Source organism: Pseudanabaena sp. FACHB-2040, assembly GCF_014696715.1.
Lineage (GTDB): Bacteria > Cyanobacteriota > Cyanobacteriia > Phormidesmidales > Phormidesmidaceae > JACVSF01.
The window spans coordinates 110,625-133,952 of sequence record NZ_JACJQO010000006.1; the positions used below are offsets into that span (position 1 = coordinate 110,625).

Annotated in this window: 20 protein-coding genes; 9 read left to right on the plus strand and 11 right to left on the minus strand. The window is 53.0% G+C overall.

The genetic code is table 11. The annotated features are described in order from the left end of the window. Positions 1–468: 468 nt before the first annotated feature. The 4 genes from H6G13_RS09925 to H6G13_RS09940 all read left to right on the plus strand — a co-directional run bounded on the left by H6G13_RS09925 (position 469) and on the right by H6G13_RS09940 (position 5,055). The gene (locus tag H6G13_RS09925; protein ID WP_190483049.1) at positions 469–1,539 is read left to right on the plus strand and encodes an amino acid ABC transporter substrate-binding protein; all 1,071 of its coding nucleotides are present in this window, start codon (positions 469–471) and stop codon (positions 1,537–1,539) included. Positions 1,540–1,692: 153 nt separating this feature from the next. After that, complete coding sequence (locus tag H6G13_RS09930; RefSeq protein WP_190483050.1) at positions 1,693–2,862, plus strand: ABC transporter permease subunit; 1,170 nt, start codon at positions 1,693–1,695, stop codon at positions 2,860–2,862. Between the two features lie 47 nt (positions 2,863–2,909). Further along, positions 2,910–4,118 carry an amino acid ABC transporter permease gene (locus H6G13_RS09935; RefSeq protein ID WP_190483051.1) on the plus strand — a complete coding sequence of 403 codons (1,209 nt, stop codon included), beginning with the start codon at positions 2,910–2,912 and terminating at the stop codon, positions 4,116–4,118. 157 nt (positions 4,119–4,275) lie between these two features. Beyond that, on the plus strand, positions 4,276–5,055 hold the full coding sequence (locus H6G13_RS09940) for an amino acid ABC transporter ATP-binding protein (protein ID WP_190483052.1): 780 nt from the start codon (positions 4,276–4,278) through the stop codon (positions 5,053–5,055). A 152-nt stretch (positions 5,056–5,207) separates the two neighbouring features. On the opposite strand, the gene H6G13_RS09945 is transcribed toward H6G13_RS09940, so the two are convergent. Beyond that, positions 5,208–5,885: a type 1 glutamine amidotransferase domain-containing protein gene (locus H6G13_RS09945; RefSeq protein WP_190483053.1), complete on the minus strand. Its 678-nt coding sequence runs from the start codon at positions 5,883–5,885 to the stop codon at positions 5,208–5,210. 195 nt (positions 5,886–6,080) lie between these two features. On the opposite strand from H6G13_RS09945, the gene H6G13_RS09950 reads away from it, so the two are divergent. Further along, complete coding sequence (locus H6G13_RS09950; RefSeq protein ID WP_242028246.1) at positions 6,081–6,827, plus strand: HpsJ family protein; 747 nt, start codon at positions 6,081–6,083, stop codon at positions 6,825–6,827. A gap of 16 nt (positions 6,828–6,843) precedes the next feature. On the opposite strand, the gene H6G13_RS09955 is transcribed toward H6G13_RS09950, so the two are convergent. The 7 genes from H6G13_RS09955 to H6G13_RS09985 all read right to left on the minus strand — a co-directional run bounded on the left by H6G13_RS09955 (position 6,844) and on the right by H6G13_RS09985 (position 14,081). Next, positions 6,844–7,605 (minus strand): polysaccharide deacetylase family protein, encoded by a 762-nt coding sequence (locus tag H6G13_RS09955; protein WP_190483055.1) that lies wholly within the window; start codon positions 7,603–7,605, stop codon positions 6,844–6,846. Between the two features lie 110 nt (positions 7,606–7,715). Then, positions 7,716–8,420 carry an FHA domain-containing protein gene (locus H6G13_RS09960; RefSeq protein WP_190483056.1) on the minus strand — a complete coding sequence of 235 codons (705 nt, stop codon included), beginning with the start codon at positions 8,418–8,420 and terminating at the stop codon, positions 7,716–7,718. Between the two features lie 178 nt (positions 8,421–8,598). Then, positions 8,599–9,477, minus strand: a complete 879-nt coding sequence (locus H6G13_RS09965; protein ID WP_190483057.1) for an alpha/beta hydrolase — start codon at positions 9,475–9,477, stop codon at positions 8,599–8,601. Positions 9,478–9,837: 360 nt separating this feature from the next. Continuing rightward, entirely contained in the window at positions 9,838–10,182 is a 345-nt protein-coding gene (locus H6G13_RS09970; protein WP_190483058.1) for a DUF1815 family protein, read from the minus strand. Positions 10,183–10,606: 424 nt separating this feature from the next. Further along, entirely contained in the window at positions 10,607–10,822 is a 216-nt protein-coding gene (locus H6G13_RS09975) for a DUF2839 domain-containing protein (protein WP_190483059.1), read from the minus strand. Between the two features lie 73 nt (positions 10,823–10,895). After that, positions 10,896–12,479, minus strand: coding sequence for a helicase C-terminal domain-containing protein (locus tag H6G13_RS09980; protein ID WP_199305835.1), 1,584 nt, complete (start codon positions 12,477–12,479; stop codon positions 10,896–10,898). 27 nt (positions 12,480–12,506) lie between these two features. After that, entirely contained in the window at positions 12,507–14,081 is a 1,575-nt protein-coding gene (locus H6G13_RS09985; protein ID WP_190483060.1) for a pentapeptide repeat-containing protein, read from the minus strand. Between the two features lie 95 nt (positions 14,082–14,176). Between H6G13_RS09985 and H6G13_RS09990 the strand changes: the two genes are divergently transcribed. Next, entirely contained in the window at positions 14,177–15,016 is an 840-nt protein-coding gene (locus tag H6G13_RS09990; RefSeq protein WP_190483061.1) for a prephenate/arogenate dehydrogenase, read from the plus strand. A 45-nt stretch (positions 15,017–15,061) separates the two neighbouring features. Here H6G13_RS09990 and H6G13_RS09995 read toward each other — a convergent pair whose 3' ends face one another. Together H6G13_RS09995 and H6G13_RS10000 are read right to left on the minus strand one after the other, a co-directional pair. After that, a complete protein-coding gene (locus H6G13_RS09995; protein WP_190483062.1) occupies positions 15,062–16,891 on the minus strand; it encodes an ATP-binding protein in 1,830 nt (609 codons plus the stop codon). A 230-nt stretch (positions 16,892–17,121) separates the two neighbouring features. Continuing rightward, positions 17,122–17,328, minus strand: a complete 207-nt coding sequence (locus H6G13_RS10000) for a type II toxin-antitoxin system CcdA family antitoxin (RefSeq protein WP_190483063.1) — start codon at positions 17,326–17,328, stop codon at positions 17,122–17,124. A gap of 394 nt (positions 17,329–17,722) precedes the next feature. On the opposite strand from H6G13_RS10000, the gene lepA reads away from it, so the two are divergent. The 3 genes from lepA (at position 17,723) to H6G13_RS10015 (ending at position 22,494) form a co-directional block, all read left to right on the plus strand. Continuing rightward, positions 17,723–19,528, plus strand: coding sequence for a translation elongation factor 4 (gene lepA / locus H6G13_RS10005; protein WP_190483064.1), 1,806 nt, complete (start codon positions 17,723–17,725; stop codon positions 19,526–19,528). Positions 19,529–20,018: 490 nt separating this feature from the next. Next, complete coding sequence (locus H6G13_RS10010; protein WP_190483065.1) at positions 20,019–21,008, plus strand: UDP-glucuronic acid decarboxylase family protein; 990 nt, start codon at positions 20,019–20,021, stop codon at positions 21,006–21,008. 97 nt (positions 21,009–21,105) lie between these two features. Continuing rightward, complete coding sequence (locus tag H6G13_RS10015; RefSeq protein ID WP_190483066.1) at positions 21,106–22,494, plus strand: UDP-glucose/GDP-mannose dehydrogenase family protein; 1,389 nt, start codon at positions 21,106–21,108, stop codon at positions 22,492–22,494. 90 nt (positions 22,495–22,584) lie between these two features. Here H6G13_RS10015 and H6G13_RS10020 read toward each other — a convergent pair whose 3' ends face one another. Further along, positions 22,585–23,238: a MotA/TolQ/ExbB proton channel family protein gene (locus H6G13_RS10020; RefSeq protein ID WP_190483067.1), complete on the minus strand. Its 654-nt coding sequence runs from the start codon at positions 23,236–23,238 to the stop codon at positions 22,585–22,587. Positions 23,239–23,328: the final 90 nt, after the last annotated feature.

Consider the following 23,328-nt stretch of genomic DNA (forward strand, 5'->3'; position numbering starts at 1 on the left):
AACGTCTCTCAAAAACAACGACTGAGTTGAATATAGAAAGCTACTATAACCAGCTTCTAAAACCCTTGCTCAAGCTGCCCTAAAGTATCTCTGCCACCGCTAGAGCCAGCCCTACGTAATTAGGGAAACCATTCTTTAAGTTGAGATGACTCAGGCTGTTAATAGGAGCAACAGGTTTCTCCTGCTGCATGGGAGGTAGCAAAGCATGTTTTAGGCCATTTTTAACGCTGTCTTTGCTAAGCTCCAAACGCGACTTAAACCCAAACTCAAATACCTTAATGACGCAGCTGGCTTAAGTCGCAAAACTTAATACAGCTAGCTTACTCAATTCGGCCCTAGACCGTCAAACTGTTAAATTGGATGCAAAATTAAATCGCAAAGCATTGGAATGTTTAACAATCTCAACATTGCAATGCTTGTTATTAAGCGACTGCAGTCTGATTGGAAAGTGAATTGAGGTGTGATGTTATGCGTAAGTGGGGCCTTTTGGCAGCAGCCTTATCGGTGACCTTAGCCGCTTGTGGAAGCGGTACCACCACTACAGGCAGCACTGCCACGACCGACGGAGAGGGCGGCACGACAGCTGCTGCTGGCAGCCGTCTAGGTGCCGTTCAGCAGCGTGGTGAGCTGATCTGCGGCGTTGAAGGAACTATTCCTGGATTTAGCTCTGTGGGTTCCGATGGTGCCTACACCGGGCTAGATGTAGATGTTTGTCGGGCTGTCGCAGCAGCCGTTTTGGGCGATGCCGAGGCAGTTGAGTTCCGTAACCTTGACTCAACAGAGCGTTTCACCGCACTGCGGGGCGGTGAGGTAGATATGCTGTCTCGAAACACTACGTGGACCTTGAGCCGAGATGCGGCTGGCGGCAACGCGATGGAATTTGCCCCAACCACCTTCTTCGATGCTCAAGGCATGATGGTACGGGCCGACAGTGGGGTGGAAACCCTGGAGGATATGGAAGGGCAGTCTATCTGTGTGGAAACCGGCACCACAACTGAACTGAACCTGACTTCTCGAATGAGTGAACTGGGCGTGGCCTATACCGACGTCAAGTTCCAAGACGGCAACGAGACGGCTCAAGCCTACTTAGAAGGTCGCTGCGACGGGTTTACCTCAGATAAATCTCAGCTCAATGCTCGCCGAACCAAGTTCTCCAACCCCGATGAGCACGTCATTCTAGATGTGTCGATGTCGAAGGAGCCGCTAGGCCCAGTGACCATGAACAACGACTCTGCCTGGTATGACGTCGTTAAGTGGGTCATTTACGGTTTGGTTCAGGCCGAAGAGTTTGAAATTACCCAAGCTAATGTGGATCAAATCGCCAGCTCTACCCAAAACCAGGACATCAAGCTGCTGCTGGGCGTTGAAGGCGATCTGGGCGCTCAGCTAGGCCTAGAGCCAGACTTCATGGTCCAAGCTATCAAAGCTGTGGGCAACTACGGAGAGATTTACGATCGCAACATCGGCGACGACATTCCCCGGGGCCTAAACCAGCTTTGGAGCGATGGAGGTCTAATGTACTCGCCGCCGTTCCGTTAAGTTGTCTATCGCCAAAGGCTGGGTCTGCTGAGTTTGCGGCTAATATCAGCAGACCTTTCTTTTGATCTTGACTCTTTTCAATTGTTTGCCTGAATTGCCCATAGCCGGCTCTCCAAAGCAGGGTATGGGCCTGACCTTAACCTTTAAGTCGGCATGACCAGCCCATCCGAAATTCGTGTGCCCCTTTGGCGTGACGATCGATTCTGGAAGATTGTTTTTCAGGTTGTGGTCGCCGCTGTAGTAATTGGATTGCTAGGCATTTTCATCAGCAATCTCAATCAGAACATGAGGCGTCAAGGGCTTGTGTTCTCATTTTCTTTCTTAAGAAATACTGCTAGCTTTGGCATTGGCGAAAGCCTTATTCCCTACTCCCCCAACAACAGCTACATTCGTGCCATTTTAGTAGGTGTCATCAACGCACTCCGGGTCATTCTGGTAGGGTTTGTGCTGACTACGCTGCTAGGGGTTCTAGCGGGTGTCGCCAGCTTCTCAAATAACTGGCTGGTGCGAAAACTAAGCCAGGTATATGTCGAGATTGTCCGTAACACGCCGCTGCTGCTACAGCTAATTTTTTGGTATTTTCCGGTCTTTTTGAGGCTGCCATCGCCGCAAAACCGGCTGCAGCTACCAGGGCCAATTTATGCCAGCAAGACGGGTATCTACCTGCCTTGGCCTGCTCAGGGGCCGATGTTTTGGGTGTGGCTAGCGGTGCTGGTAGGGCTTGCGATCGCAGCCTGGCTGGTGCTACAGCAGCGCACCCGTGCCATGGTTGAGCGGGCTGCCACCGGCAAGCCTCAGCTCATGGTGCTAATCGGCATTGGGGTGGTCGCACTGCTGGTTTTGACCATCGCCATGAATTGGCAGATCCCTCAATCTGCGGAAGGCAGCCCCCAAATAACAGGCGGGCTAAGGCTCTCCTTAGAATACGCCACCATTCTAGTGGGCCTAGTGGTATATACCGGCGCATTTATTGCTGAGATTGTGCGAGGCGGCATTGAGTCAGTGTCTAAGGGGCAGTGGGAGGCCGCTCGTTCGTTGGGGCTCAAGCCCGGTCAGGCAATGCAGCTAGTGGTCTTTCCCCAGGCCATGCGGGTGATCATTCCGCCCCTCAACAGCCAGTACATGAACCTGGCAAAAAACTCCAGCCTGGGATTGGTGATTGGCTATCCCGAAATCTTTTCAGTCTCCAGCACGACCTTCAACCAGACCGGGCGGCCAGTGGAAGTGTTCATCCTTTTGATGGGCATCTACCTGCTGATTAACCTAGTTATTTCGGTCGTTATGAACACCCTGAACCGAAGCGTTCAGTTTAAGGAACGCTAGCGACTGTGCTTTTGTTGTCAACACTGCTGTGCTTGCCCTGCTGACTCATGACTGCTACTTCACCGTCAACCGCCCCACCATTAGGCAACCAATCCACCCCGATCGTCTGGCTGCAAAAAAACCTGTTCAACAGCTGGTTCAACTCCATTTTGACCCTAGTGCTGGGGGGGATTCTGGCTTGGGCCCTGTTTAATTTAGTCTCCTGGGCATTTACTGAAGCCCTGTGGGAGGTGATTCCGGCCAACCTGCCGCTCTATTTTGCCGGACGCTACCCAGCTAGTGAGTACTGGCGGCTCTGGCTTATTCTGGGCCTAATTAGCGCATTGGCTGGTCTCAGCTGGGGCGTCTTAGCTCGCAATGTTTCCTTTTTGTTCACTCGAGGATCTTTGATTGTTCTCGGGGTTTTGGCAGTAATTGGGGTGCTAACGCCGACGCCGCCTGTCTATCGGCTGCTGATTGTGGGCCTAATCGTGATTTGCGCTGGCACTGCCTGGCTTGGTCGGGAACTGGCGCGGCGATTGCCCAACATGGCGCAATGGGTTTCCCTAGCCTGGGCACTTTCCTTTTTCGTGGTGCTCTGGCTGCTTGCAGGTGGGCTGGGTCTAGACCAGGTTTCTGCTAACAACTGGGGCGGTCTGTTGCTGACCCTGATATTGTCGGTGGTCAGCATTGTGCTGTCGTTTCCGCTGGGGGTCATTCTGGCTCTAGGACGGCAAAGCAGTCTGCCCGTCGTTCGCTGGCTTTCAACGATTTACATTGAGCTGGTTCGAGGCGTGCCGCTGATCGCCATCTTGTTCATGGGGCAGGTCATGATTCCGCTGTTTCTGCCGGAAGGGGCTCGCCCAGATCGGGTGCTGCGGGCCATCGTGGGCCTAACGCTGTTTACCGCTGCGTATCTGGCAGAAAGCGTGCGCGGGGGACTGCAGGCTATTCCCAGAGGCCAGGTAGAAGCTGCCCGTTCCCTAGGGCTGAATGCACCTCTGACGATGGGCTTTATCGTGTTGCCCCAGGCGCTCAAAATTGCCATTCCAGCGATTGTGGGTCAGTTTATCAGCCTATTTCAAGACACGACTCTGGTGTCGATTGTGGGCCTGCTAGAACTGTTGGGAATTAGCCGTTCTATTATCTCAAACCCTGAGTTTCTGGGTCGCCACGTCGAGGTTTACCTATTTATCGGAGTGATATATTGGGTTCTCTGCTACGCCATGTCGATCGGCAGCCGCAAGATTGAAGAGAAGCTGCATACAGGACATTAATTGTCTCTCCGTGTAACAGTTGACAGACCTACCTTCCAGGAACGCCGTATGGTAGGTCAAAATATCTATAACTTGAAGAATTCACAGCAGTTTGTAGTTGTTTGTCAGCGCATTAGGTTTAGCAATGGGCGCGACTGAGAGGGAGAAAATAGAGGCAATGACCCAGTTTCAAACGGAACCTAGCTCCACCAGAGTTAAAAGCTCTGAGCCGGTAATCGTAGCCACCGATGTGGAGAAGTGGTATGACAACGGCTTTCACGTCCTCAAAGGGGTTAGCTTGACGGTGTTTCGGGGCGAAGTGGTCGTTGTGATGGGGCCATCAGGTTCCGGTAAATCCACCTTCATCCGCACCTTCAACGCACTTGAAGAGTATCAGAAGGGCAGCATTGAGGTAGACGGCATCAAAATCTCCCACGACCTCAAGAATATTGAGGCGATTCGCCGGGAAGTGGGTATGGTGTTTCAGCAGTTCAACCTATTTCCCCACCTGAGCGTGCTGCAAAATATCACCCTGTCTCCTATCTGGGTGCGTCGCTGGCCCAAGAAAAAGGCGCAGGACGTAGCCATGCAGCTTCTAGAACGGGTCGGCATTTCAGAGCAGGCGCACAAGTATCCGGGGCAGCTCTCAGGCGGTCAGCAGCAGCGAGTTGCGATCGCACGTTCCCTAGCCATGCAGCCCAAAGTCATGCTCTTTGATGAGCCCACCTCCGCTCTCGACCCAGAAATGGTGCGCGAGGTCTTAGATGTAATGCGATCGCTGGCCGACTCGGGCATGACCATGGTCTGCGTCACCCACGAAGTTGGCTTTGCGCGGGAGGTGGCCGACCGAGTAGTGCTGATGGATGGCGGCTACCTGGTAGAAGAAAATACCCCCAACGAGTTCTTCAGCAATCCTCAAGAAGAGCGCACCCAGCGTTTCCTGTCACAGATTCTCTAGTGTCTCCCTCAACTAGCTCGTATTTAGCTTCCAGTCGTGTGTTGGGCTTCCAGCACACGATTTTTTTATTCGCCTTTTTTATTGGCCTACTAAACGTTAGGGCGTGATTGATCGCGCCCTAACCCCTGATGTTAAGCCCAGAAATATCAGACCTACTTCAACGCTTGAATGAGTGCTTTGGCTGCTGGCTCTGACGAGGCCGGGTTCTGGCCTGTGACCAGCCGCCCGTCCACCACCACCTTAGGCTCAAACTTAGCCCCACCAGAAAACTGCCCGCCCAGTTCAACCAACCGCGTCTCCAGCGCAAAGGGCACCACCTGATCGAGGTCTACGGCAACCTCTTCCTCATTTGTAAACCCTGTCACCTGCTTGCCCTTGAGAATCGACTGTCCTTGATCGTCTTGGGCTAGCACCAGAGCAGCAGGCCCGTGGCAAACAGCTCCAATCACCTTGCCCTGCTGGTAAAACGCTTCTACTAAACGAGCATTGCCCTCATCAGTGGCCAAGTCCCACATTGGCCCATGCCCGCCCGGAAAGAAAATAGCGTCATATTCCTCTGGTTTCACTGCAGACAGAGCCACCGTTTGGGCCAATAGGGCCTGGGCCTCAGAATCCTGCTCAAAACGTTGGGTCGCCTCTGTCTGGAACTCAGGTTCTGAGCTTCTGGGATCTACAGGCGGCTGTCCGCCAGCGGGAGAAGCTAGCGTAACGGTTGCTCCCGCATCAATAAAGGCATAGTAGGGGGCTGCAAATTCCTCCAGCCAGAATCCAGTTTTGTGACCTGTATCTCCCAGTTCAGCATGAGAGGTCAGCACCATCAGAATGTTCATAGGATTTTTGGCCTTGCTATCTGAGGTGATTGTAGCGATCCTGACGCGCGAAAAGCCGCTCCCCTCTCAGAGTCAAAAACACCAAAGACCAACTTTATTTCCAGAAGCGTGATGATTTGACCTAACACAGGGCAGAATGAGTAACTGTAACTTACGCCTAACGGTATGACGTCGGAATCAGCAGCCGGTAGTTTTATGTCCCCCCTTGCTGCCATTGCCCTCAAGCTAGTGGGCATTGTCACCATTGTTTCAGCCCTGCTGGACTATTTGATTTTGCTTATTCCCCCCAATCTGACTAACCCGCAGTGGCAGCTAGCCACCACGACTCAGATTGTCGATCGGGGGATTGTGCCCCTAGTGGGCATTGCCCTGCTGCTAACGGGTTTTTGGATTGATAACAGCGTAGGCCGGGCTGTGCGAGGTCGCAACCTAGTCACTGATCTGCGCTTTTGGGCCTGTCTTTTGGGCAGCTTCCTAGGTCTGGTCTACCTGATTCTGGCGATTCTGCACGTCAATAATGTGCGGCTTACCAGTCAACAAGCCCTAAGCCAAGTTGGCAATGAGGCCAATCAAGCTACCACTCAGCTAGAGCAGCAGCTTTCCACCGAACTCACCCAGCAGCAAACCCAGCTCTCGGCTCTACTGGAAAACGAAACCCTACTGCAGCAGGCCATTCAGTCTGGACAGTTGCCCCAAGATATCGAGCAGTTTAGGAACAACCCAGAAGCGCTGAATCAGTTTTTGCAGCAGCGGGCAGACGAGGCCCAACAGCGCCTCCAAACCGAAATTGGCTCACGCCGACAGCAAGCCGAGCAAAGAGTTAGAACCGAAGCCTGGAAGTCAGGTCTGCGCATCTCACTAAGCAGCTTGATTTTGGCCATTGGCTACTCCGTCATCGGCTGGATTGGCCTACGACGGTTAATGAGCCTAACCCGTTCCTAATACCAGCCCTCTGCCTTCAGCCTTTACTTTCCCCGGCCTCATCATCGCCTTCCCTCCGCTTCAAAATCGAAAGGGCACAGCGATCGTACAGTTCCGATAGCGATACGACTTCATACCCCTGCTCATCTAACAGCCGCAGCAGCACCGACAGCACCTGGGCTGTTTGTCGGGATCGCTCTGCTGACCCCCCATGCAGCAGCAAAATTGCCCCCGGAAAGACAAACTGAGACAGATACCAAAAAGTGAAGGTGGGGTCGTTGGTGGGCCGGAACGTATCAAAGGGAATCATAGAGGCCAGGGCAAAGCGTGACTCATACCCTGGGGTAAGCTGCAGGTGGCTGAGCATGGCTTGGTTGTAAAGGCCGCGACCGGGCCGATACCACCGTAAAGGCTGCTGAAATCGATCGGTAATGCGATCGTGGGCCTCTCGAAAATGGGCCGTAAAAGCATTGGGATAGAGCAGGGCCGCTGTAGTGTCGGCAGTGCCGTGGTTCGCCAATTCGTGACCTTGGGCCAGCGCGTCTTGAAATACTGTACTGCCCGAATTTAGATGGCTGGAAATGATGAAGAAGGTGGCGCGGGCCGAGTGAAGGGCGCTTTGGTTATGGACTGCGATCGCATCTAAAATTTGCCGGGTAGAGCGATCGTCAGCATCGCCAGGAGTGGGAACATCGTCAATCGTCAGTGCGACAACCCGTTCCTGAGTCGGCAAGAAAAAAAGCCCATCCGGAAACAAGCGAGAAACTTGCAGCAGCAAACTTTTTTGAGGCAGAAGCATAGCACCCCGCGAGAAAACCCCTGGCAGCAGACCAGCTATAAAGGCTCGACTAGGATAGGGACGCAAACCCTGCACTGAAACAATGAGCCTGACTATTAATGCTTACCTACTCAATTATGGCGAGAACGGTGCCGAATAAACCGGAGGGTTTCCTCAAAGACGAAGGGAGGAATTTCTGCCTCCTCTGCACAGGAAAACGCTTCGATAATACTTTCATGATCAGGCAGCGTTTCAGGCAGCTGAGTCTGTTTGAGGTGAGACAACACCTCCGGATCAACCGGCGGCAATTCTTGTCCCGAATTGCAGGCAAAGAAGGTAAACGTCATACTGCCCAAGCGCACACGATCCCCGTCTTGAAGAAATAGGGGGTGCCGAATCCGCTCGCCATTGACGAAGGTGCCGTTGGTGCTGCCCAAATCAGTTATATAAAATCCATCGTCTCGATACTGAATAGCAGCATGACGGCGAGACAGACGTTTATCTCTAACGGATAGGGAAACTTGGCTGGTGTCGCGACCAATGACCCAGATATGCTGCGGCTGTACCAGGATCTGCGACTGCCCCTGCAGCAGGTTAGTCATTAGAAAAGCCTGACGGTCGAGCACCACACCCTGAATGTAGTTGAAAAGCCCCAACTGCCCCGGAATTTTGGCCCCTGTTTGCTCCAGTGCCAAAATCTCGTTTAGGAGGTCTCGGTGTCGTTCGTACAGCCTGGAGAACACCTGGAAAAGCTCCAACCGCTTCTGCAGTTCTCGATCTTCAAAGGAGTCTTTCAAGGACAAAGAATACTCGTAAAGACTGTGGGGATCCAGCATTATAGCCACTGCACACTTTCGATCATTATTCCAGTATTACGCGATTCCAGAAGGCACAAAGGATGCTCTTCACACAAGCTTCGGTAAAGTCTAAAGGAAAGACTTAGTTGAACCTATAGCAAATATCTGTCGTGGGTTCGCGATAGATCATACCTTGGGTAGAGTATACCCAGGTCAGCTAGGCCTCACACAGAAACTTTAGGAGTTCTCGGTTAACAACTTGGGGGGCCTCCTGCTGGATCCAGTGGCCACATTGAGGAATTTGCCGCAGCTGTAGGGGAGCTGTGACCAGAGTCGCCAAGTTATCTAGCAAGGCCTCACTAAAGAAAGTGTCTTCTTCTCCCCAGAGCACCAGAGTTGGTATGTCGATTGGCTCGATAGGAGTGCCCCAGCCCTTCATCCAGGTTGGCAGAGACAGCAGCTGGCGGTAGTAGTTAAGGGCAGCTGCGATCGCGCCCGGCTTGCCCAGCGCAGCCTGGTAGAGTTCTGCGTTTTGAGCGGAAAAAGCGCCCTTACGAACTGCCTGATTTTGAAAAAAGGATCGCACAAATCCCGGTAAATTCTGCTCAATCATCCATTCTGGAAGTGCCGGCAGCTGCAGCGCCACCAGCCGCCAGCTACGCCGCAGCTGATCTAAGTTGCTGACCAGCAACCTGCGAAACTGCTGAGGATGGGCCCCATTGAGAATAGCGAGCCGACTGACTGACTCCGGCATTGTCTGAGCCAAGTGCCAAGCAAGCGTGCCTCCCCAAGCATGGCCAATAATGTGGGCACGGGAATAGCCAAGCGACATCATCAGCCCCAGAATATCCTGACTGAGCGTGTCCAGGTCGTATCCAGTAGCAGGCTTTTCCGAGTCGTTGCAGCCCCGCAGGTCGGGCACAACAACCCGAAACTGCCGAGACAGCGCCGGAATTTGAAATCGCCAAGAATACCAAAACTCCAGCACACTGTGCAGCAAAATCACTAGCTCCCCTTCCCCCTGGGTCACATAGTGCAGCCGGACATGATTGGTTTCAACGTACTGGTGGTGCCACCCAGAAAAAGCCGTTGTCATCGAGCCCACAATCCCTAAGGTCTACCTTCAGGCCCTCTACTCCCAGGTGACCTGCTACCCTGTTTTGTGGCACTACAAGTTCCAAAGTCTAGGTCTTGAACGGCAGCATGAAGCTAGAGCACACCGAATCAACCCTTGAAGTTAGCAGACCCAAAGCAATGCCAGAGTGTAATCTAGGATACCCTATCAACCTGGCAAAAGTGACAGGACTCTGTCCTGCTCTAAAAACTATCTTGTAAAGGCTTTCTATTCTAAAGCTTGGGCCTCTGCAAAACACACCAGTCTGGCCCAAAAACACTTTTATAGGCTAAAAACTACCAAAGCTTCACTTCCCTGAGCCATCTACCCTGGCAGGATCTGCTAGACCGGGTGCAGGAGAGACTGCTGAGAGTTGGAAGGCTTGATCTGATACTTTACTAGATTAGCCAGTTCCTGGAGCTGGTTGATGGCTTCAGCCCCCTCTAGCTTCATCAATTCGCGGTCATCGCGCATCTCAGTCCAAGTGATCCCGTAGTCAGAAACCAAGAACCGAATCAAATGGTCGTCTCCTAGACTGACCATGAAGGAGGCGCTATTCATTTGGCCGCCACAGGTATAGCAGGAAGCCAAATAGCCTCTGTTTTCCAAAACAGTTGCCAAAGCCTGAAGGTTCATTACCAGGTCTTGGACAAACTGCCTATGTTGCTCTGCCAATCTGACAAACATACCCAATTCTCCTCTACACCACACCCTATTGTAAGGGCAATTATTAACAATCTCTTAAGGTTTTGCAGTGAACAGTATGAAATTCTGCGAAACAATGAATGGATCTATCCTAGCGAGCGAATTCAAAAATGAGCAGGCTCGTGAAGGAACGTGAATGCAACCCCTGGTTTCTAGACCTTTCTACAGCCAGCTAACTTGGTTTTCCTGACGATTTGGCAAAAAGTGAGGCTAAATGGCTAATCGTCAGGCACAGTCCAACCAAAGACCGGATTTGCCTAACGGTAGTGCGAAGTTCTAAAAGCTGCAGTAGCCAGTCGAACACTTTTAGCGGTCAGGAACTCAGAATAATCCTTTTTTGGCCTCTTTTGGTTAGGGAAGCCTCACAAGCGAGTAGCTTAGCTATCGGCAGGACTAATCAGGGTACTTAGTCGGCCAATTCCCACCAGCCCAATCCTGGGCCAACAAAGCGTAGCGTAATCCAGAAGCCGATGGTTAGTATGATGGCTATCCAGGTGGCCTGGGTCGTCCAACGCACAAACTGCTCAGATTGCTTCTTAGTAATCGGCAGCATTGGCAGAATCGGCTGATCTTTGCCGTATTCTTCTCCGAGCTGCTCCTTACGGCGCTTAGCTTCCCCCATAAGGGTTTTAAATCTCGACGCTACTCCTTCATACTACCTTGTCTGAAGGGGCTTAACTCTTGCCTGAGGGAGATTACTCGGGATCAAACAACCAGTTTTGGTGTAGGTGGCGAGTACAGACAGCCGGTCCCAGCGCCTCTAAGATCTGATGGCCATAGCTGCGGTAGTGGACTCGAGTATCTAGTAGAGCCACGGCTCCCTGAGATTTCCGTACTGAAGCAAGGGCTCTCTGGAGCTCGTTGAGGGCCGTTGGCAGCAGGTACAGGCGAAACCAGTCTTGTCGTTTGCCCTTGTAGTAAGCAACCCGTCCGGCCACTAGGGGGTTTTCTAGAGACGGAATGGGCAGGGTGGTCATAATTAACAGGGAGGGAGCTGGCAGATGGCTCTGCTGGGCCTGCCAGAATGACCAGCCAGTGACCAGAATGCTGTGGGGAGCTAGCTGGGTTCGCTCTACCTGCACTCTGGAGCCAAACTCGGCCGCTAAAGTAGCTCCTAGCTGCGCCTTTAGCGGAGAGTCTCCAACCAGGATGACAGTAAAGCCTGAGGTAGGTGCATTGAAATAAAGCAGCTGCCGAATCTCTGAGTGCAGTACAGTCTGAAACTGCGGCGTGTTGGGCAGAGGCAGGTGATCGGGCAGGTAAAGCTGAATCAGCTCATTTTGCCGATCGGGGGAGAACTTGAGACAGGTCATCTCGCCCAATCCTAGGCGTTGTCGGTAGGTGCCTGCTTGGGCATCTTGGTCGAGGGCTGCGCCCATCAGCACCAGCGACTGCTGCTCCCAGATAGGCTGCAGTAGAGGGGCTAGGTCGATAGGGCTACAATGTAGGCAAAATTGCCCTTGGGAGCGGTTGAGGGAGAGCCACAGAAGACGCTCTGCGATCGCAAACTGCTGCCAAAACCGCTGCCAATTGACGGGCATGGCTGCCGCTGCCTGTACTGGCTGAGGATGGTGCCCAACCAGTTCCTGGTACAGCGCCTGCAGCAGCGTCTGTTCTGGATTGTCCAGCAGGTGGCACTGGTAGGGGTTCTCAGGATGCTGAAAAGCAATGTGAGTGAGCCGCACCCGAGTATCTCGAATAAAAGTCTGCTGATCGGGGTAGGCCAGCGCCAGCGCTTCCCAGTCGGCAGCGCCAATGGCGATGGTTAGCTGCGATCGCACCCAGTCTTCCAGGTCATCTACACCATCTAGCAAGGTCGGTATACCCACAGGAAAAGCAGTCTGTGGGCCTAGGCGATCAGCCAGCCAAGCTTCAGGGGAGGTAATCAGCACCCCAGTAAAGTGGGGATCGGGCCACCGATCTCCTACCTGCACAGATTTGTAGGTAGGCACCCACTCACGTATCCGGGGCAGGTCGATCATGAGCAGCTGCTGACGGATCAGGTCGGGAACCACTATCACCACAGGCCCTGGCCAAAGCAGCGAAGACATGAGATAGCCTAGGCGGTAGCGCCCGTGGTAAGCAGCAACACTGCCTGTCTGCAGCAGGGCGCTGCGATCCAGCCGAAGCGCCCGGGCAACTAGACGAGCCAGGGTGAGATGATGCGGCCAGACAGGTTCGTCCTGCTGTCGCAGAAAGGCTCGCAAGTGCTGGTGAACTTCAGCTTCGATCACGGGTTTGATCCGGGCTTGGGAGGTTGACTTCCCATTTTGACACATGCCGCCTTGTCTCTGGGGTAGATCAAATCACTGAATAGCTTGAGAAGTCACGGTTTCAGGCGGCCGACATCCTTTAAAGAAAGTGAGTACGTCAGAGAGCAACGGCAGTTGAATCGACAGTTCAGGCGCTGCCAGTAAGGGCTCCTCCTGGGAAAGCGAAGGCCGCAGGCCAAACCGAGGATTTTGATAAATGTCTAGCCGTTGATTACTAGAGTTGATGAGTTCAATTTGGATAGGGGCTTGGAAGAAGGGATCGCCTTCCCCAGCAGCAGGCTGGGCAGCGGCTATCGCTCCTAGCCGCTGAGCGGTAATGGTTAAGGCTCCACTAATGGGGCTCAACATGGGTCGGCTCAGACTGTCTTCAGGATGGTCTGCCAAATACTGCTGCAGCTGCTTGAGAACATCTAGAATGCTGTGCTGTGCCGTTTCTCTATCTTGGAAAGGAAAGGCTGCACCGTAAGCCAGCGCAGGCAGCAGCATATCGTGGGCACTGGTATAGGTCTGCACAGTCTTGCGACTAGTGACTTCTAAACTAGGAGGCGATTCGAATAGGGGGCTGAGGGTAGAGAGCTGGTAGCCAACAGCCGCCAGAGTTTGATGCGCTGCCGTAGACAGAGGGCTATCAATGGTGATCCGCACCTGGGCGGGAGAGCGATTAAAGAATCTGTCCAGCTTCTCCAAAGCCCCAAACTGGATGGTTCGGCTTTGATCGCCATTGGGGCTAAGGTCGATCCACTCGCAAATGGTTTCGTTTGAGAAAGTCAAGCTGTAGCGCACTGTACCAAACAGCTTAGCCCCCGTTAGAGTCGCTCCAGACAAATCTGATCCTACCCAGGTAGCCTGCATCAGGTTGGCATGGGTCAAATCTGCGTGCACCAGCACTGTATTTACCAAGTTGGCACCCTCCAGAGAAGCCCCTGTTAAGTTGGCTCCACTGAGTTTGGCATCGGTGAGGTCGGCATCGCGTAGATTTGCGCCGCTGAGATCCGCCCACCGCAAATTTGCGCCCTTGAGATTAGCGCCCCGCAAATCGGCCTGGCTCAGGTTTCCCTGGCGCAACTCCACGTCCTTCAAGACTGCGCCATTGAAGTTAGCTCGGCTGGCATCTACCCCGTTTAGAATGGCCTGAGTGAGGTTGGCTCCCGCCAAAACGCTGCCCCGTAGATCAGCGCGAGTCAGGTTGGCATAGTGAAGATCGGCCCGGTCTAGATGCGCTTCCCGCAGGTCGGCCTCACTGCAGTTGGCAGACACTAAACGACCCTGGCTTAAAGTAGCTCTGACCATCTCAGCCCGGATCAACGAGGCCCCGGTTAAATTGGCGCTGGTCAAAATCACTCGAATGAGGTTGGCAACGTTGAGCTTGCTGCCGCTCAAATCAGCGTGGCTTAGGTTGGCCCCACTCAGGCGAGTAACGTTGAGTTGTGCCCCTTTAAAGTCGCTATGGTTCAAGTTAGCGCTGCTGAGATTAGCCACGTTTAAAGAAGCATCCTGCAGGATGATCTCAGAAAGATTGGCCCCAATCAGGCTACATTCATTCAGGTTGGCTCCGGTAAAGTCCCGGATACCCTGAGCATATTTGCCAAGCAGTTCTTGTCCGTTCATGATGCAGATTCTAGCCAAGGACTCGGCAATAGCTGAAGATGAAGGGATGGGGTTTTGACCATAGCACGAGTCTCCCTGGGGAGGAACAGTCAGCCATGAGGATTGGAATTGTAGGGTTAGGGCTAATTGGGGGATCTCTAGGGATCGATTTTAGCCAGCAGGGCCATCAGGTAGTTGGAATTGGCAGACGCTCTGAAGTTTGCCAAGCTGCTCTGGAGCGCAAGGTGGTTCACCAAGCTGGTTGCGATTATAGTCTGCTCAGCGGGGTGGATGCCGTTTTCGTTTGCACGCCAATTGCTGCGATCGCACCCACAGTAGCTGCGATCGCACCCTACCTAAACCCGCAGACTGTCGTTACCGATGTCGGCTCAGTCAAAGCAGCCATTGTCGATGCTGCTACCCATCACTGGCCTCGATTTGTCGGCGGGCACCCAATGGCTGGTAAAACAGAAGTCGGGCTAGAAGCCGCTGAGCTAGGTCTCTACGTCGATCGGGCCTATGTCCTCACTCCACTGACTCAGACCCCTGCTGATGCCGTAGAGACTGTTGCTGGTTTGGTCAAAGATCTCCGGGCCAAACTGTACCAGTGTTCCCCTGAGATCCATGACCGGGCCGTGGCTTGGATATCGCATTTGCCGGTCATGGTCAGCAGCAGCCTGATTCAGTCTTGTCTAAGTGAGCCTGACGCAGAAGTGGCTCAGCTGACTCGGGCACTGGCCAGCTCAGGGTTTCGAGATACCAGCCGGGTAGGAGGCGGGCCGCCGGAGCTGGGCCTGATGATGGCCCGCTACAACCGGAACTCAATTTTGCAGAGCCTGCACGGTTACCGGAACCAGCTAGACCAGGTAATCGCTCTAATCCAGGCTGAGGACTGGGAGGGGGTACAGCAGCACCTGCGCCAAACGCAGGCAGCCCGGTCTGAGTTTGTCTCGTAGGACTAACGCCAGATCTAACTTTAGGACTGCCTAGCTGAATTTGGGCTAGGAGACCGGCTGAAGCGGCTCTGTCGAAACCACAACGGGCTCTTGATAGAGCAACACCGTAAAAGTGACAGTCGATCCCAAGCCCTCGCCCATGCTGATGAACTGAACAATGCCCCCCATTGCCTCCACCAGCTTCTGGGAGATCGCCAGACCCAGGCCTGTGCCGCCATACTGACGGGTGCGCTCTCCATCCACCTGGCTGAAGGTCTGAAATAGCCGATCCTGTTTCTCCAGAGAAACACCAATGCCTGTATCAGATACGCTGACCTTGACCTGTCCCGGCCAAGTTTTATCCTGGAAGGTCATTTTTTGAGGCTTGATCTCAGCCGTAATTCTGACTTCTCCAATGTGGGTAAATTTAATAGCATTGCCCACCAGATTCAACAGCACTTGGAGTAGTCTCTGGTAATTGCCGTTGAGAACAATTTCATCTCGGGTTGGGGGCAGCAGGATGTTGAAGTCTAGATTCTTTTGCTCGGCTTGAGGTCGGATAAAGTTTTCGACATCGTTCAACAGCTCACGCAGGCTAATCGGCCCCATCTCGATCTTCATCTTGCCAGCTTCAATCTTGGCAATATCGAGAACGTCGTTGATTAGGTTCAGTAGGTGAATAGCCGATTTGTGGGCTTCTTGAATAAATTCTTCCTGCTCAGCAGGGTCGTCAGCCATGCCGTCTAACACCAGCTTGAGGAAGCCGATCATGCCGTTGAGAGGGGTTCTCAATTCATGGGAGGTATTGGCCAAAAACTCACTCTTTAGTCGGGAGGCTTCTTCGGCCTGCTTGCGGGTTTCCTCTGCCTGCCGCCGAGCCTCTTCCAGCTCCCGGTGCTTTTCCACTAGGCGAGCATTGGCCTGCTGCAGTTGAGAAGCCAAAGCATGGCTCTCCCCAAAGAGGCGAGCGTGGGCGATCGCAGTACCAACCTGGTCGGCCAGTTCGTTGACCAGATCTAGCTCAACTGCCGACCAGGTTCGATCAGCTGGGGCAAACAGCAGGATCAGGCCATTGATTTGCTCCTGGTAGCGAGTTGCGATCGCAAGCAGACTAGATCGGCCCTCGGGTTGTTCTAGCTGGGTAGTGACTGGGGAGGGGGTTGCGATCGCACGTCGCAAATGAGGCCAATCTGCCAAATGTAGGACCTGACCCTGCCAGGAGCTAAGCTGATCAGACTGGCAAAACTCTGCCGCTACCGTCACGCTACCGGCCGTTACTTGGTAAGCACAGACCCAGCACCGCTCTACTTTAAACAGCTGACCTAGTCCATCTACCGTCTGCCGCCAGATCGTCTCTAGATCCAAAGTTCGGCGAATGTTTCGCGTAATCTGGCTCAGCTGAATTGCATATCCCTGTAGCTCCGAGCAGGTCGATAATGTCTGCCAATCTGAGGAGGCCTCTGCAGCACTTGTCCAAGCCGACACATCTTCCAGCGCATAAGCCAGTGCCACGACGCACCGAGATCCCGACTCTACGCCGATGACAGGGTTAAGAATCCAATGAGCTGCCACCCCCCCTTTCTTAAGAGCAATGCGGGCCGCGAATTGGCCCTGCTCAGCCGTCGTCCCAACCTGGTGTAGAGAGCTTTCAAAGACAGCAGTCTCTGCTTGACAGAGAAACTTGACCAAGGGTTGACCGATCCAAGACTGAAAAATTCCCTGCTGCCTAGAGGGTAATAAAGGGCTAAATGCAGACAGAACAATCCCCTCTCGATCCAGCGTCAGAACAAGCAAAGGCTCATCCAAGGCAGCAGAAATCGATCCGGAACCTTCATCCACATGAGTTTCCTGAGAGAGGACGTGAATCGGGGAGTCGGAACTGACAGACCGAGCCATGAAACCAAATCCAAAATGATTGAAGCGGATAGAAGGATTTTCAGGAACTCATGAGATTCGTAGGCATAGCGCCAGAGTTAACTCTCGTTGCCAGCCCATCATCAGACAGGGTTTGAAATAACTAGGCATGACCCAGCCTTTCAAGCCACCCATGTCACCCCTAGCGTACCCTCAGACTACTGAACAAGTTAACTTAATAAAGCTCCATTAGGAATTTTGCTGAAGTCAGGTTAATCGTTCCATTCCCCTTTGGGAGGAATTGTCGGGTTGCGCTGGAGCGAGCGGGCCAACTCATCTTCTCGTTGTCTGCCGCCTTTCAGCCATTGCCTCAGAGCTACTTCAATCACCTTGCTAGGATCGGATGTGAGGTGGCTCACCTCCTCAAGCAGTTCTCGATCTAACTGAATGGACAGATCTACCTTGTCGTCAGTTGTCATTAGGGTTGTCCTTGGTTCGCAAGCTGAGGTGGGTTTACTCAACGGGTTAGTTGCTCAAAAGTCAGAGCGTGCAATGCTATTGGCGTTTAAGCCGGGCCGACTGGGGCCAGAAACCCCTGCAGCCCTTTCCAGCAGCAAAACACGCGCCTAGCAAAGCTTCTTCATATTCTATGATCCTAAATAATAGGCGGTCATTAACCCTTTGTCCTTGAGATTGGTTGGTCAATCGGGAATAAATTAGAAATACAGAGCACACTGGGGTAGTGGTGAACCGCCCTAACTGCGGTCAGCCTCTGCCAGCACAATCTTGGCTTACCGACAACCGCCAATACAGCTGAAGACATCGCATTACAATTAGTTAAGTTCCAAGTTTTTCCGCCTGGGTACTGCTTTTATGACCGACGTTCCCGTTTCTCGCATCCGCAATTTCTCCATCATTGCCCACATCGACCACGGCAAATCGACCCTGGCCGATCGCCTGCTTCAGCGTACCGGCACCGTCAGCGATCGGGACATGAAAGAGCAGTTTCTGGACAGTATGGACTTGGAGCGGGAGCGGGGGATCACCATCAAGCTTCAGGCCGCTCGCATGAATTATCAGGCGCAAGACGGCAATACCTATGTCCTCAACCTGATCGATACGCCCGGCCACGTCGACTTTTCCTACGAAGTATCGCGCTCTTTGGCAGCCTGCGAAGGGGCCCTGCTAGTGGTAGATGCCTCCCAAGGAGTAGAGGCCCAAACCCTGGCCAACGTTTACCTGGCTCTAGAGCACAACCTCGAAGTCATTCCAGTGCTGAACAAAATTGATCTGCCTGGTGCCGAACCTGAACGAATTAAGCAGGAAATCGAGGAGATCATTGGCCTGGACTGCAGTAATGCCGTCTTGGCCTCTGCCAAACAAGGCATTGGCATTGATGAGATTCTTGAGGCCATTGTATACCTCACACCCCCCCCTCAAGACACTGTTGATCAACCCCTGCGAGCGCTGATTTTCGACAGCTACTACGACAGCTACCGGGGTGTCATTGTCTATTTTCGGGTCATGGATGGCACTATTCGCAAGCGCGATCGCGTGCGGCTGATGGTTTCAGGCAAAGAGTATGAGATCGATGAGTTGGGCGTCCTCTCTCCTAATCAGATCCAGGTGGAGGCGCTTCATGCTGGAGAGGTAGGGTACCTGGCAGCTTCCATTAAATCGGTAGAAGATGCCCGTGTCGGCGACACCATCACTCTGGTTAAACATCCCGCACCCACTCCCCTTCCCGGTTACGTTGAGGCGAAGCCGGTGGTGTTTTGCGGCCTCTTCCCCACCGATGCTGACCAGTTCGAGGAGCTGCGCGAAGCTTTAGAAAGGCTGCGGCTAAGCGATGCTGCCCTACAGTATGAACCGGAAACCTCCAGCGCCATGGGCTTTGGCTTTCGCTGCGGCTTTTTGGGCCTGCTGCACATGGAAATCGTGCAGGAGCGCCTGGAGCGAGAGTACGATCTCGACCTAATCACCACTGCGCCTTCCGTTATTTACAAAGTGACCACAGTCCAAGGTGAGGATATCTATATTGATAACCCCAGCACCTTGCCCCCGCCGCAGGAGCGGGAAAAGATTGAGGAGCCCTACGTTAAGGTCGAGATGATTACGCCTGAGGAGTTCGTCGGTACGCTCATGGAACTTTGCCAGAGCCGCCGGGGAGACTTTAAGGACATGAAGTATTTGACCCAGGGCCGCACGACCCTAGTCTATGAGCTGCCCCTAGCTGAGGTAGTCACTGACTTTTTTGACCAGATGAAGTCCCGTAGTCGGGGCTATGCCAGCATGGAGTATCACCTGATTGGCTACCGAGAAAATCCGTTAGTCCGGTTGGACGTTTTGATCAACGGGGATCGAGTCGATCCTCTGGCCACGATTGTTCACCGGGATAAGGCCTACTACGTCGGTAAGGCTTTGGTGGAAAAGCTAAAGGAATTGATTCCCCGACACCAGTTCAAAATTCCCCTGCAGGCTTCTATCGGCACCCGCATCGTTGCTAGTGAAAGCATTCCGGCTTTGCGGAAGGACGTGCTAGCCAAGTGCTACGGTGGCGATATTTCCCGTAAGAAAAAGCTGCTGCAGAAGCAGGCAAAGGGTAAAAAGAGGTTAAAAGCCATCGGTACGGTAGATGTACCCCAGGAAGCCTTTATGGCAGTGCTAAAGCTGACTTAGCCTCATTAACGCCAGAATTGCCTCTGTATAGACGCAATTCTGGCAACAATCCGGAAAATCGCTTCAGATCCAAGCTTATATTAGGGAAATTTTAAGATTGAGTGAGGAACCCAGAGCTGGCTCAACGGCTCCACTGGGTTCAGATATTCTTTTGAGAGTTTGACTTGCAGCTAAGGCGAATGGATTAAAAGCACTGGTCTAGACAAGGGATCTCGTCTTATGAATTTTTTACTTATTTAAAGAATCTGTGAAGTTTAGGAGCACAGCTAGGGCTGTAACCAAGATTATTTTGCCCCAACCCCTTGTAATAGCAGGGTGCCGCCTATACTTGGTTTCTGGCAGAGCGGCTTAGATCTTCTAGGAACACAAAAGCTGTTTTTAGAATCTCTTAGGTTATCTTTACAAAAAGCAACCACAGCGTACTCTCACATCCCTCAAACAGCCTACAGGGCGAAGTTCGGACAGCAGTACTGTACGAGGTAAGGTATCTATGCGAATTTTGGTAACTGGCGGTGCGGGTTTTATTGGCTCTCACCTAATCGATCGCTTAATGGCCAATGGGCATGAGGTGGTCTGCCTAGACAACTTTTATACAGGTCACAAGCGCAATATTCTGAAGTGGCTTGATAATCCTTATTTTGAATTGATTCGTCACGATATTACTGAACCGATTCGGTTAGAAGTTGATCAGATTTACCATCTAGCCTGTCCGGCTTCTCCAGTTCACTACCAGTACAACCCGGTTAAGACCATCAAGACTAACGTGATGGGGACTCTCAATATGCTGGGTTTAGCTAAGCGGGTCAAGGCCCGCTTCCTGCTGGCGTCAACCTCAGAGGTGTATGGCGATCCGGAGGTGCATCCCCAGTCTGAAGAGTATCGGGGCAACGTGAATCCAATTGGTATTCGCAGCTGCTACGACGAGGGCAAACGGGTTGCTGAGACCCTGTCCTTTGACTATCACCGCCAAAACGATGTCGAGATCCGAGTGGCCCGCATCTTCAACACCTACGGCCCTCGCATGCTGGAGAACGATGGTCGAGTTGTTAGCAACTTTGTGGTGCAGGCGCTGCAAGGCATTCCCCTAACGGTATATGGAGAAGGGTCGCAGACTCGCAGCTTCTGCTATGTCTCCGACCTAGTTGAGGGGTTGATTCGTCTCATGGAGGGGGATCAGCAAGGGCCAATCAATTTGGGGAACCCTGATGAGTATACGATTTTGCAGCTAGCCCAAACGGTTCAGGCTATGGTCAACCCAGATGTGCCGATAAAGTTCGAATCGTTGCCCCTAGACGATCCCAAGCGCCGGAAGCCGGATATCACTCGGGCTCAATCTTGGTTGGAATGGAACCCGACTGTTCCTCTATCAGAGGGGCTCAAACTCACGATCGAGGATTTTCGAGCGCGTTTGGGAGAGCGGGTTGTTGCGCAAGGGACAAAGACCGGCTCTTTGGGCTCATCGCAGCTGCCCTTAGCTTAGAAAGGTGCCCCTAGAGAGGCCTACCCCTCCTGGGGAACTTTTCTATGAATGTTTTTCATCCATCTGTACTGTCCAATAGCACTAAGGATTAAGGTTTATGCAAGTATGCGTTATCGGAACAGGTTACGTAGGACTGGTGACGGGTGTTTGCCTGGCTCATGTTGGACACGATGTGATTTGTGTCGACGTTAACGAGGAAAAAGTAAAGCTCATGCAGTCGGGCCAGTCCCCAATCTATGAACCGGGCCTGTCTGACCTAATGAAATCTTCGATGGCGGCCGGCCATCTAGAATTCACAACCGATCTCAAGTATGGGGTTGAGCAGGGAGAGGTGCTGTTTATTGCGGTTGGCACTCCTGCCCTACCTACAGGCGAGAGCGACACTCGTTACGTAGAGGCAGTAGCCCGGGGCATCGGCAGCCATTTAACCGGCAACGACTATAAAGTGATTGTCAATAAGTCTACGGTGCCCATTGGCTCTGGAGACTGGGTGCGGATGATTGTTCTAGATGGCGTGGTCGAACAGCAAAAGACGCTAGTGACCGCAGGCGGTGGTGCTGTTGAAGCCCCACCCAAGGTACCCCAGTTTGACGTGGTCAGCAATCCTGAGTTTCTGCGTGAAGGATCGGCTGTCTACGATACGTTCAACCCCGATCGCATCGTTCTCGGCAGCAATAATCCGAGGGCGATTGAGGTTATGCAGCGGCTCTACGCGCCAATCGTGGCTCGCACGTTTGCTGATAATCCGGCTCTGCCTCCGGTGCCAGTATTGACGACGGATCTGAGTTCGGCGGAAATGGTGAAGTACGCTTCTAACTCATTTCTGGCCACCAAAATCAGCTTTATTAATGAGATCGCTAACATTTGCGATCGCGTTGGAGCCGATGTCACTCAAGTAGCCCAGGGCATTGGCCTTGACTCCCGAATTGGCCACAAGTTCTTGCAGGCGGGCATTGGCTGGGGCGGTTCCTGCTTCCCGAAAGACGTTGCAGCCCTAGTTCACACCGCTGAAGACTATGGCTACGAGAGTCAGCTACTCAAAGCCGCCGTTGAGGTCAACGACCGCCAGCGGCTAGTTGCCCTAGAGAAACTGCAGCAGGTGCTGAAGATTCTCAAAGGCAAGACCATCGGCCTGTTAGGTTTGACCTTCAAGCCCGACACCGACGACATGCGAGATGCGCCCTCTCTAATCTTGATTGAGCAGCTCAACCGACTGGGCGCAAAGGTAAAAGCCTACGACCCAATTGTGGCTCAAAGCGGCATGCGTCACGGCCTGACCGGAGTCAACGTCGAGACAGACCCCGAAATGATGGCTGACGGCTGTGATGCCCTAGTGCTCGTGACAGACTGGCAGCAGTTTAAGACGCTAAACTTCCCCCGCATGGCTCAGCTAATGAACGCTCCTGTCATCATTGACGGCCGCAACTTCCTTGACCGGGCTGTTCTTTTAGAGGCTGGCTTTCAATACCTGGGCATTGGCCGCTAACACCTAAGCGCTATCAAGTGCATTGGCAGGGACGAAGGAATCCTTCGTCCCTGCTTTTTTAGTATTGAATTAGTTGAATTTAGTGTTGCACTATCGCAGCCGATCCGAGTATCGCTCTGGATCTACAGCAACGCCGCGAGAAAACTGACGTCGGTGAAGAATTTCGAGCTTGCCACCCACTTCTTGAATCAAGGCCCGCTGGCGACGGTAGAGCCCCTGGAACAGATTAGCAAACAGCAGCGTGACAATAGCTACAACCAGCCCTGCAGCCGTAGAGATCAGGGCCTCACCAATGCCCAGGGTAACCCCGCTGCTGCCCGGTATGTCCCCTAGCTGCAGTGATGAAAGAGCCTGAATCAGACCCAGAACCGTTCCCAAGAGACCTAACAGTGGGGCAACTCCTACCACCGTCTCCAGCGCAGTTTGAAACCGCTTGAGCAGAGGGAGTTCTGCCTGGGCGGCACTTTCTAACGCCAAACGAAATTCCTCGGGCGTGGCTTCCCCTAAAGCTAGGGCCGCTAGGCAAATACGAGCAATCGGAAGTTGGCTGTGCTGTTTCAGTCGAGCCAGGGCTGCCGAAGGATTTTGGGAGTAATTTTCAAGCAGCTGCCTCACCACCGATTGCTGCTGACGCAGCAGTTTAGCCCAAAACCAGCAGCGCTCAAAAACCAAAGCTGTTGCCAATAGGGAAAACAGCAGCAGCGGCACCATAACGATACCGCCCGCGACAAAAAACTCAGGCATAGAAGAGATTCCGACGGATTAAGTGCGCCCCAAGGCCATGAACACTATAGCCGAGCTATGGGTGAGCGCAACTTGTACGGCAGGAAGAGT

What these genes read in the sequence shown, in the direction of transcription:
- H6G13_RS09925 (WP_190483049.1), top strand. Translation starts at nt 469, where the DNA reads ATGCGTAAGTGGGGCCTTTTGGCAGCAGCCTTATCGGTGACCTTAGCC.
- H6G13_RS09930 (WP_190483050.1), top strand. Translation starts at nt 1,693, where the DNA reads ATGACCAGCCCATCCGAAATTCGTGTGCCCCTTTGGCGTGACGATCGA.
- H6G13_RS09935 (WP_190483051.1), top strand. Translation starts at nt 2,910, where the DNA reads ATGACTGCTACTTCACCGTCAACCGCCCCACCATTAGGCAACCAATCC.
- H6G13_RS09940 (WP_190483052.1), top strand. Translation starts at nt 4,276, where the DNA reads ATGACCCAGTTTCAAACGGAACCTAGCTCCACCAGAGTTAAAAGCTCT.
- H6G13_RS09945 (WP_190483053.1), bottom strand. Translation starts at nt 5,885, where the DNA reads ATGAACATTCTGATGGTGCTGACCTCTCATGCTGAACTGGGAGATACA.
- H6G13_RS09950 (WP_242028246.1), top strand. Translation starts at nt 6,081, where the DNA reads ATGTCCCCCCTTGCTGCCATTGCCCTCAAGCTAGTGGGCATTGTCACC.
- H6G13_RS09955 (WP_190483055.1), bottom strand. Translation starts at nt 7,605, where the DNA reads ATGCTTCTGCCTCAAAAAAGTTTGCTGCTGCAAGTTTCTCGCTTGTTT.
- H6G13_RS09960 (WP_190483056.1), bottom strand. Translation starts at nt 8,420, where the DNA reads ATGCTGGATCCCCACAGTCTTTACGAGTATTCTTTGTCCTTGAAAGAC.
- H6G13_RS09965 (WP_190483057.1), bottom strand. Translation starts at nt 9,477, where the DNA reads ATGACAACGGCTTTTTCTGGGTGGCACCACCAGTACGTTGAAACCAAT.
- H6G13_RS09970 (WP_190483058.1), bottom strand. Translation starts at nt 10,182, where the DNA reads ATGTTTGTCAGATTGGCAGAGCAACATAGGCAGTTTGTCCAAGACCTG.
- H6G13_RS09975 (WP_190483059.1), bottom strand. Translation starts at nt 10,822, where the DNA reads ATGGGGGAAGCTAAGCGCCGTAAGGAGCAGCTCGGAGAAGAATACGGC.
- H6G13_RS09980 (WP_199305835.1), bottom strand. Translation starts at nt 12,479, where the DNA reads ATGTGTCAAAATGGGAAGTCAACCTCCCAAGCCCGGATCAAACCCGTG.
- H6G13_RS09985 (WP_190483060.1), bottom strand. Translation starts at nt 14,081, where the DNA reads ATGAACGGACAAGAACTGCTTGGCAAATATGCTCAGGGTATCCGGGAC.
- H6G13_RS09990 (WP_190483061.1), top strand. Translation starts at nt 14,177, where the DNA reads ATGAGGATTGGAATTGTAGGGTTAGGGCTAATTGGGGGATCTCTAGGG.
- H6G13_RS09995 (WP_190483062.1), bottom strand. Translation starts at nt 16,891, where the DNA reads ATGGCTCGGTCTGTCAGTTCCGACTCCCCGATTCACGTCCTCTCTCAG.
- H6G13_RS10000 (WP_190483063.1), bottom strand. Translation starts at nt 17,328, where the DNA reads ATGACAACTGACGACAAGGTAGATCTGTCCATTCAGTTAGATCGAGAA.
- lepA (WP_190483064.1), top strand. Translation starts at nt 17,723, where the DNA reads ATGACCGACGTTCCCGTTTCTCGCATCCGCAATTTCTCCATCATTGCC.
- H6G13_RS10010 (WP_190483065.1), top strand. Translation starts at nt 20,019, where the DNA reads ATGCGAATTTTGGTAACTGGCGGTGCGGGTTTTATTGGCTCTCACCTA.
- H6G13_RS10015 (WP_190483066.1), top strand. Translation starts at nt 21,106, where the DNA reads ATGCAAGTATGCGTTATCGGAACAGGTTACGTAGGACTGGTGACGGGT.
- H6G13_RS10020 (WP_190483067.1), bottom strand. Translation starts at nt 23,238, where the DNA reads ATGCCTGAGTTTTTTGTCGCGGGCGGTATCGTTATGGTGCCGCTGCTG.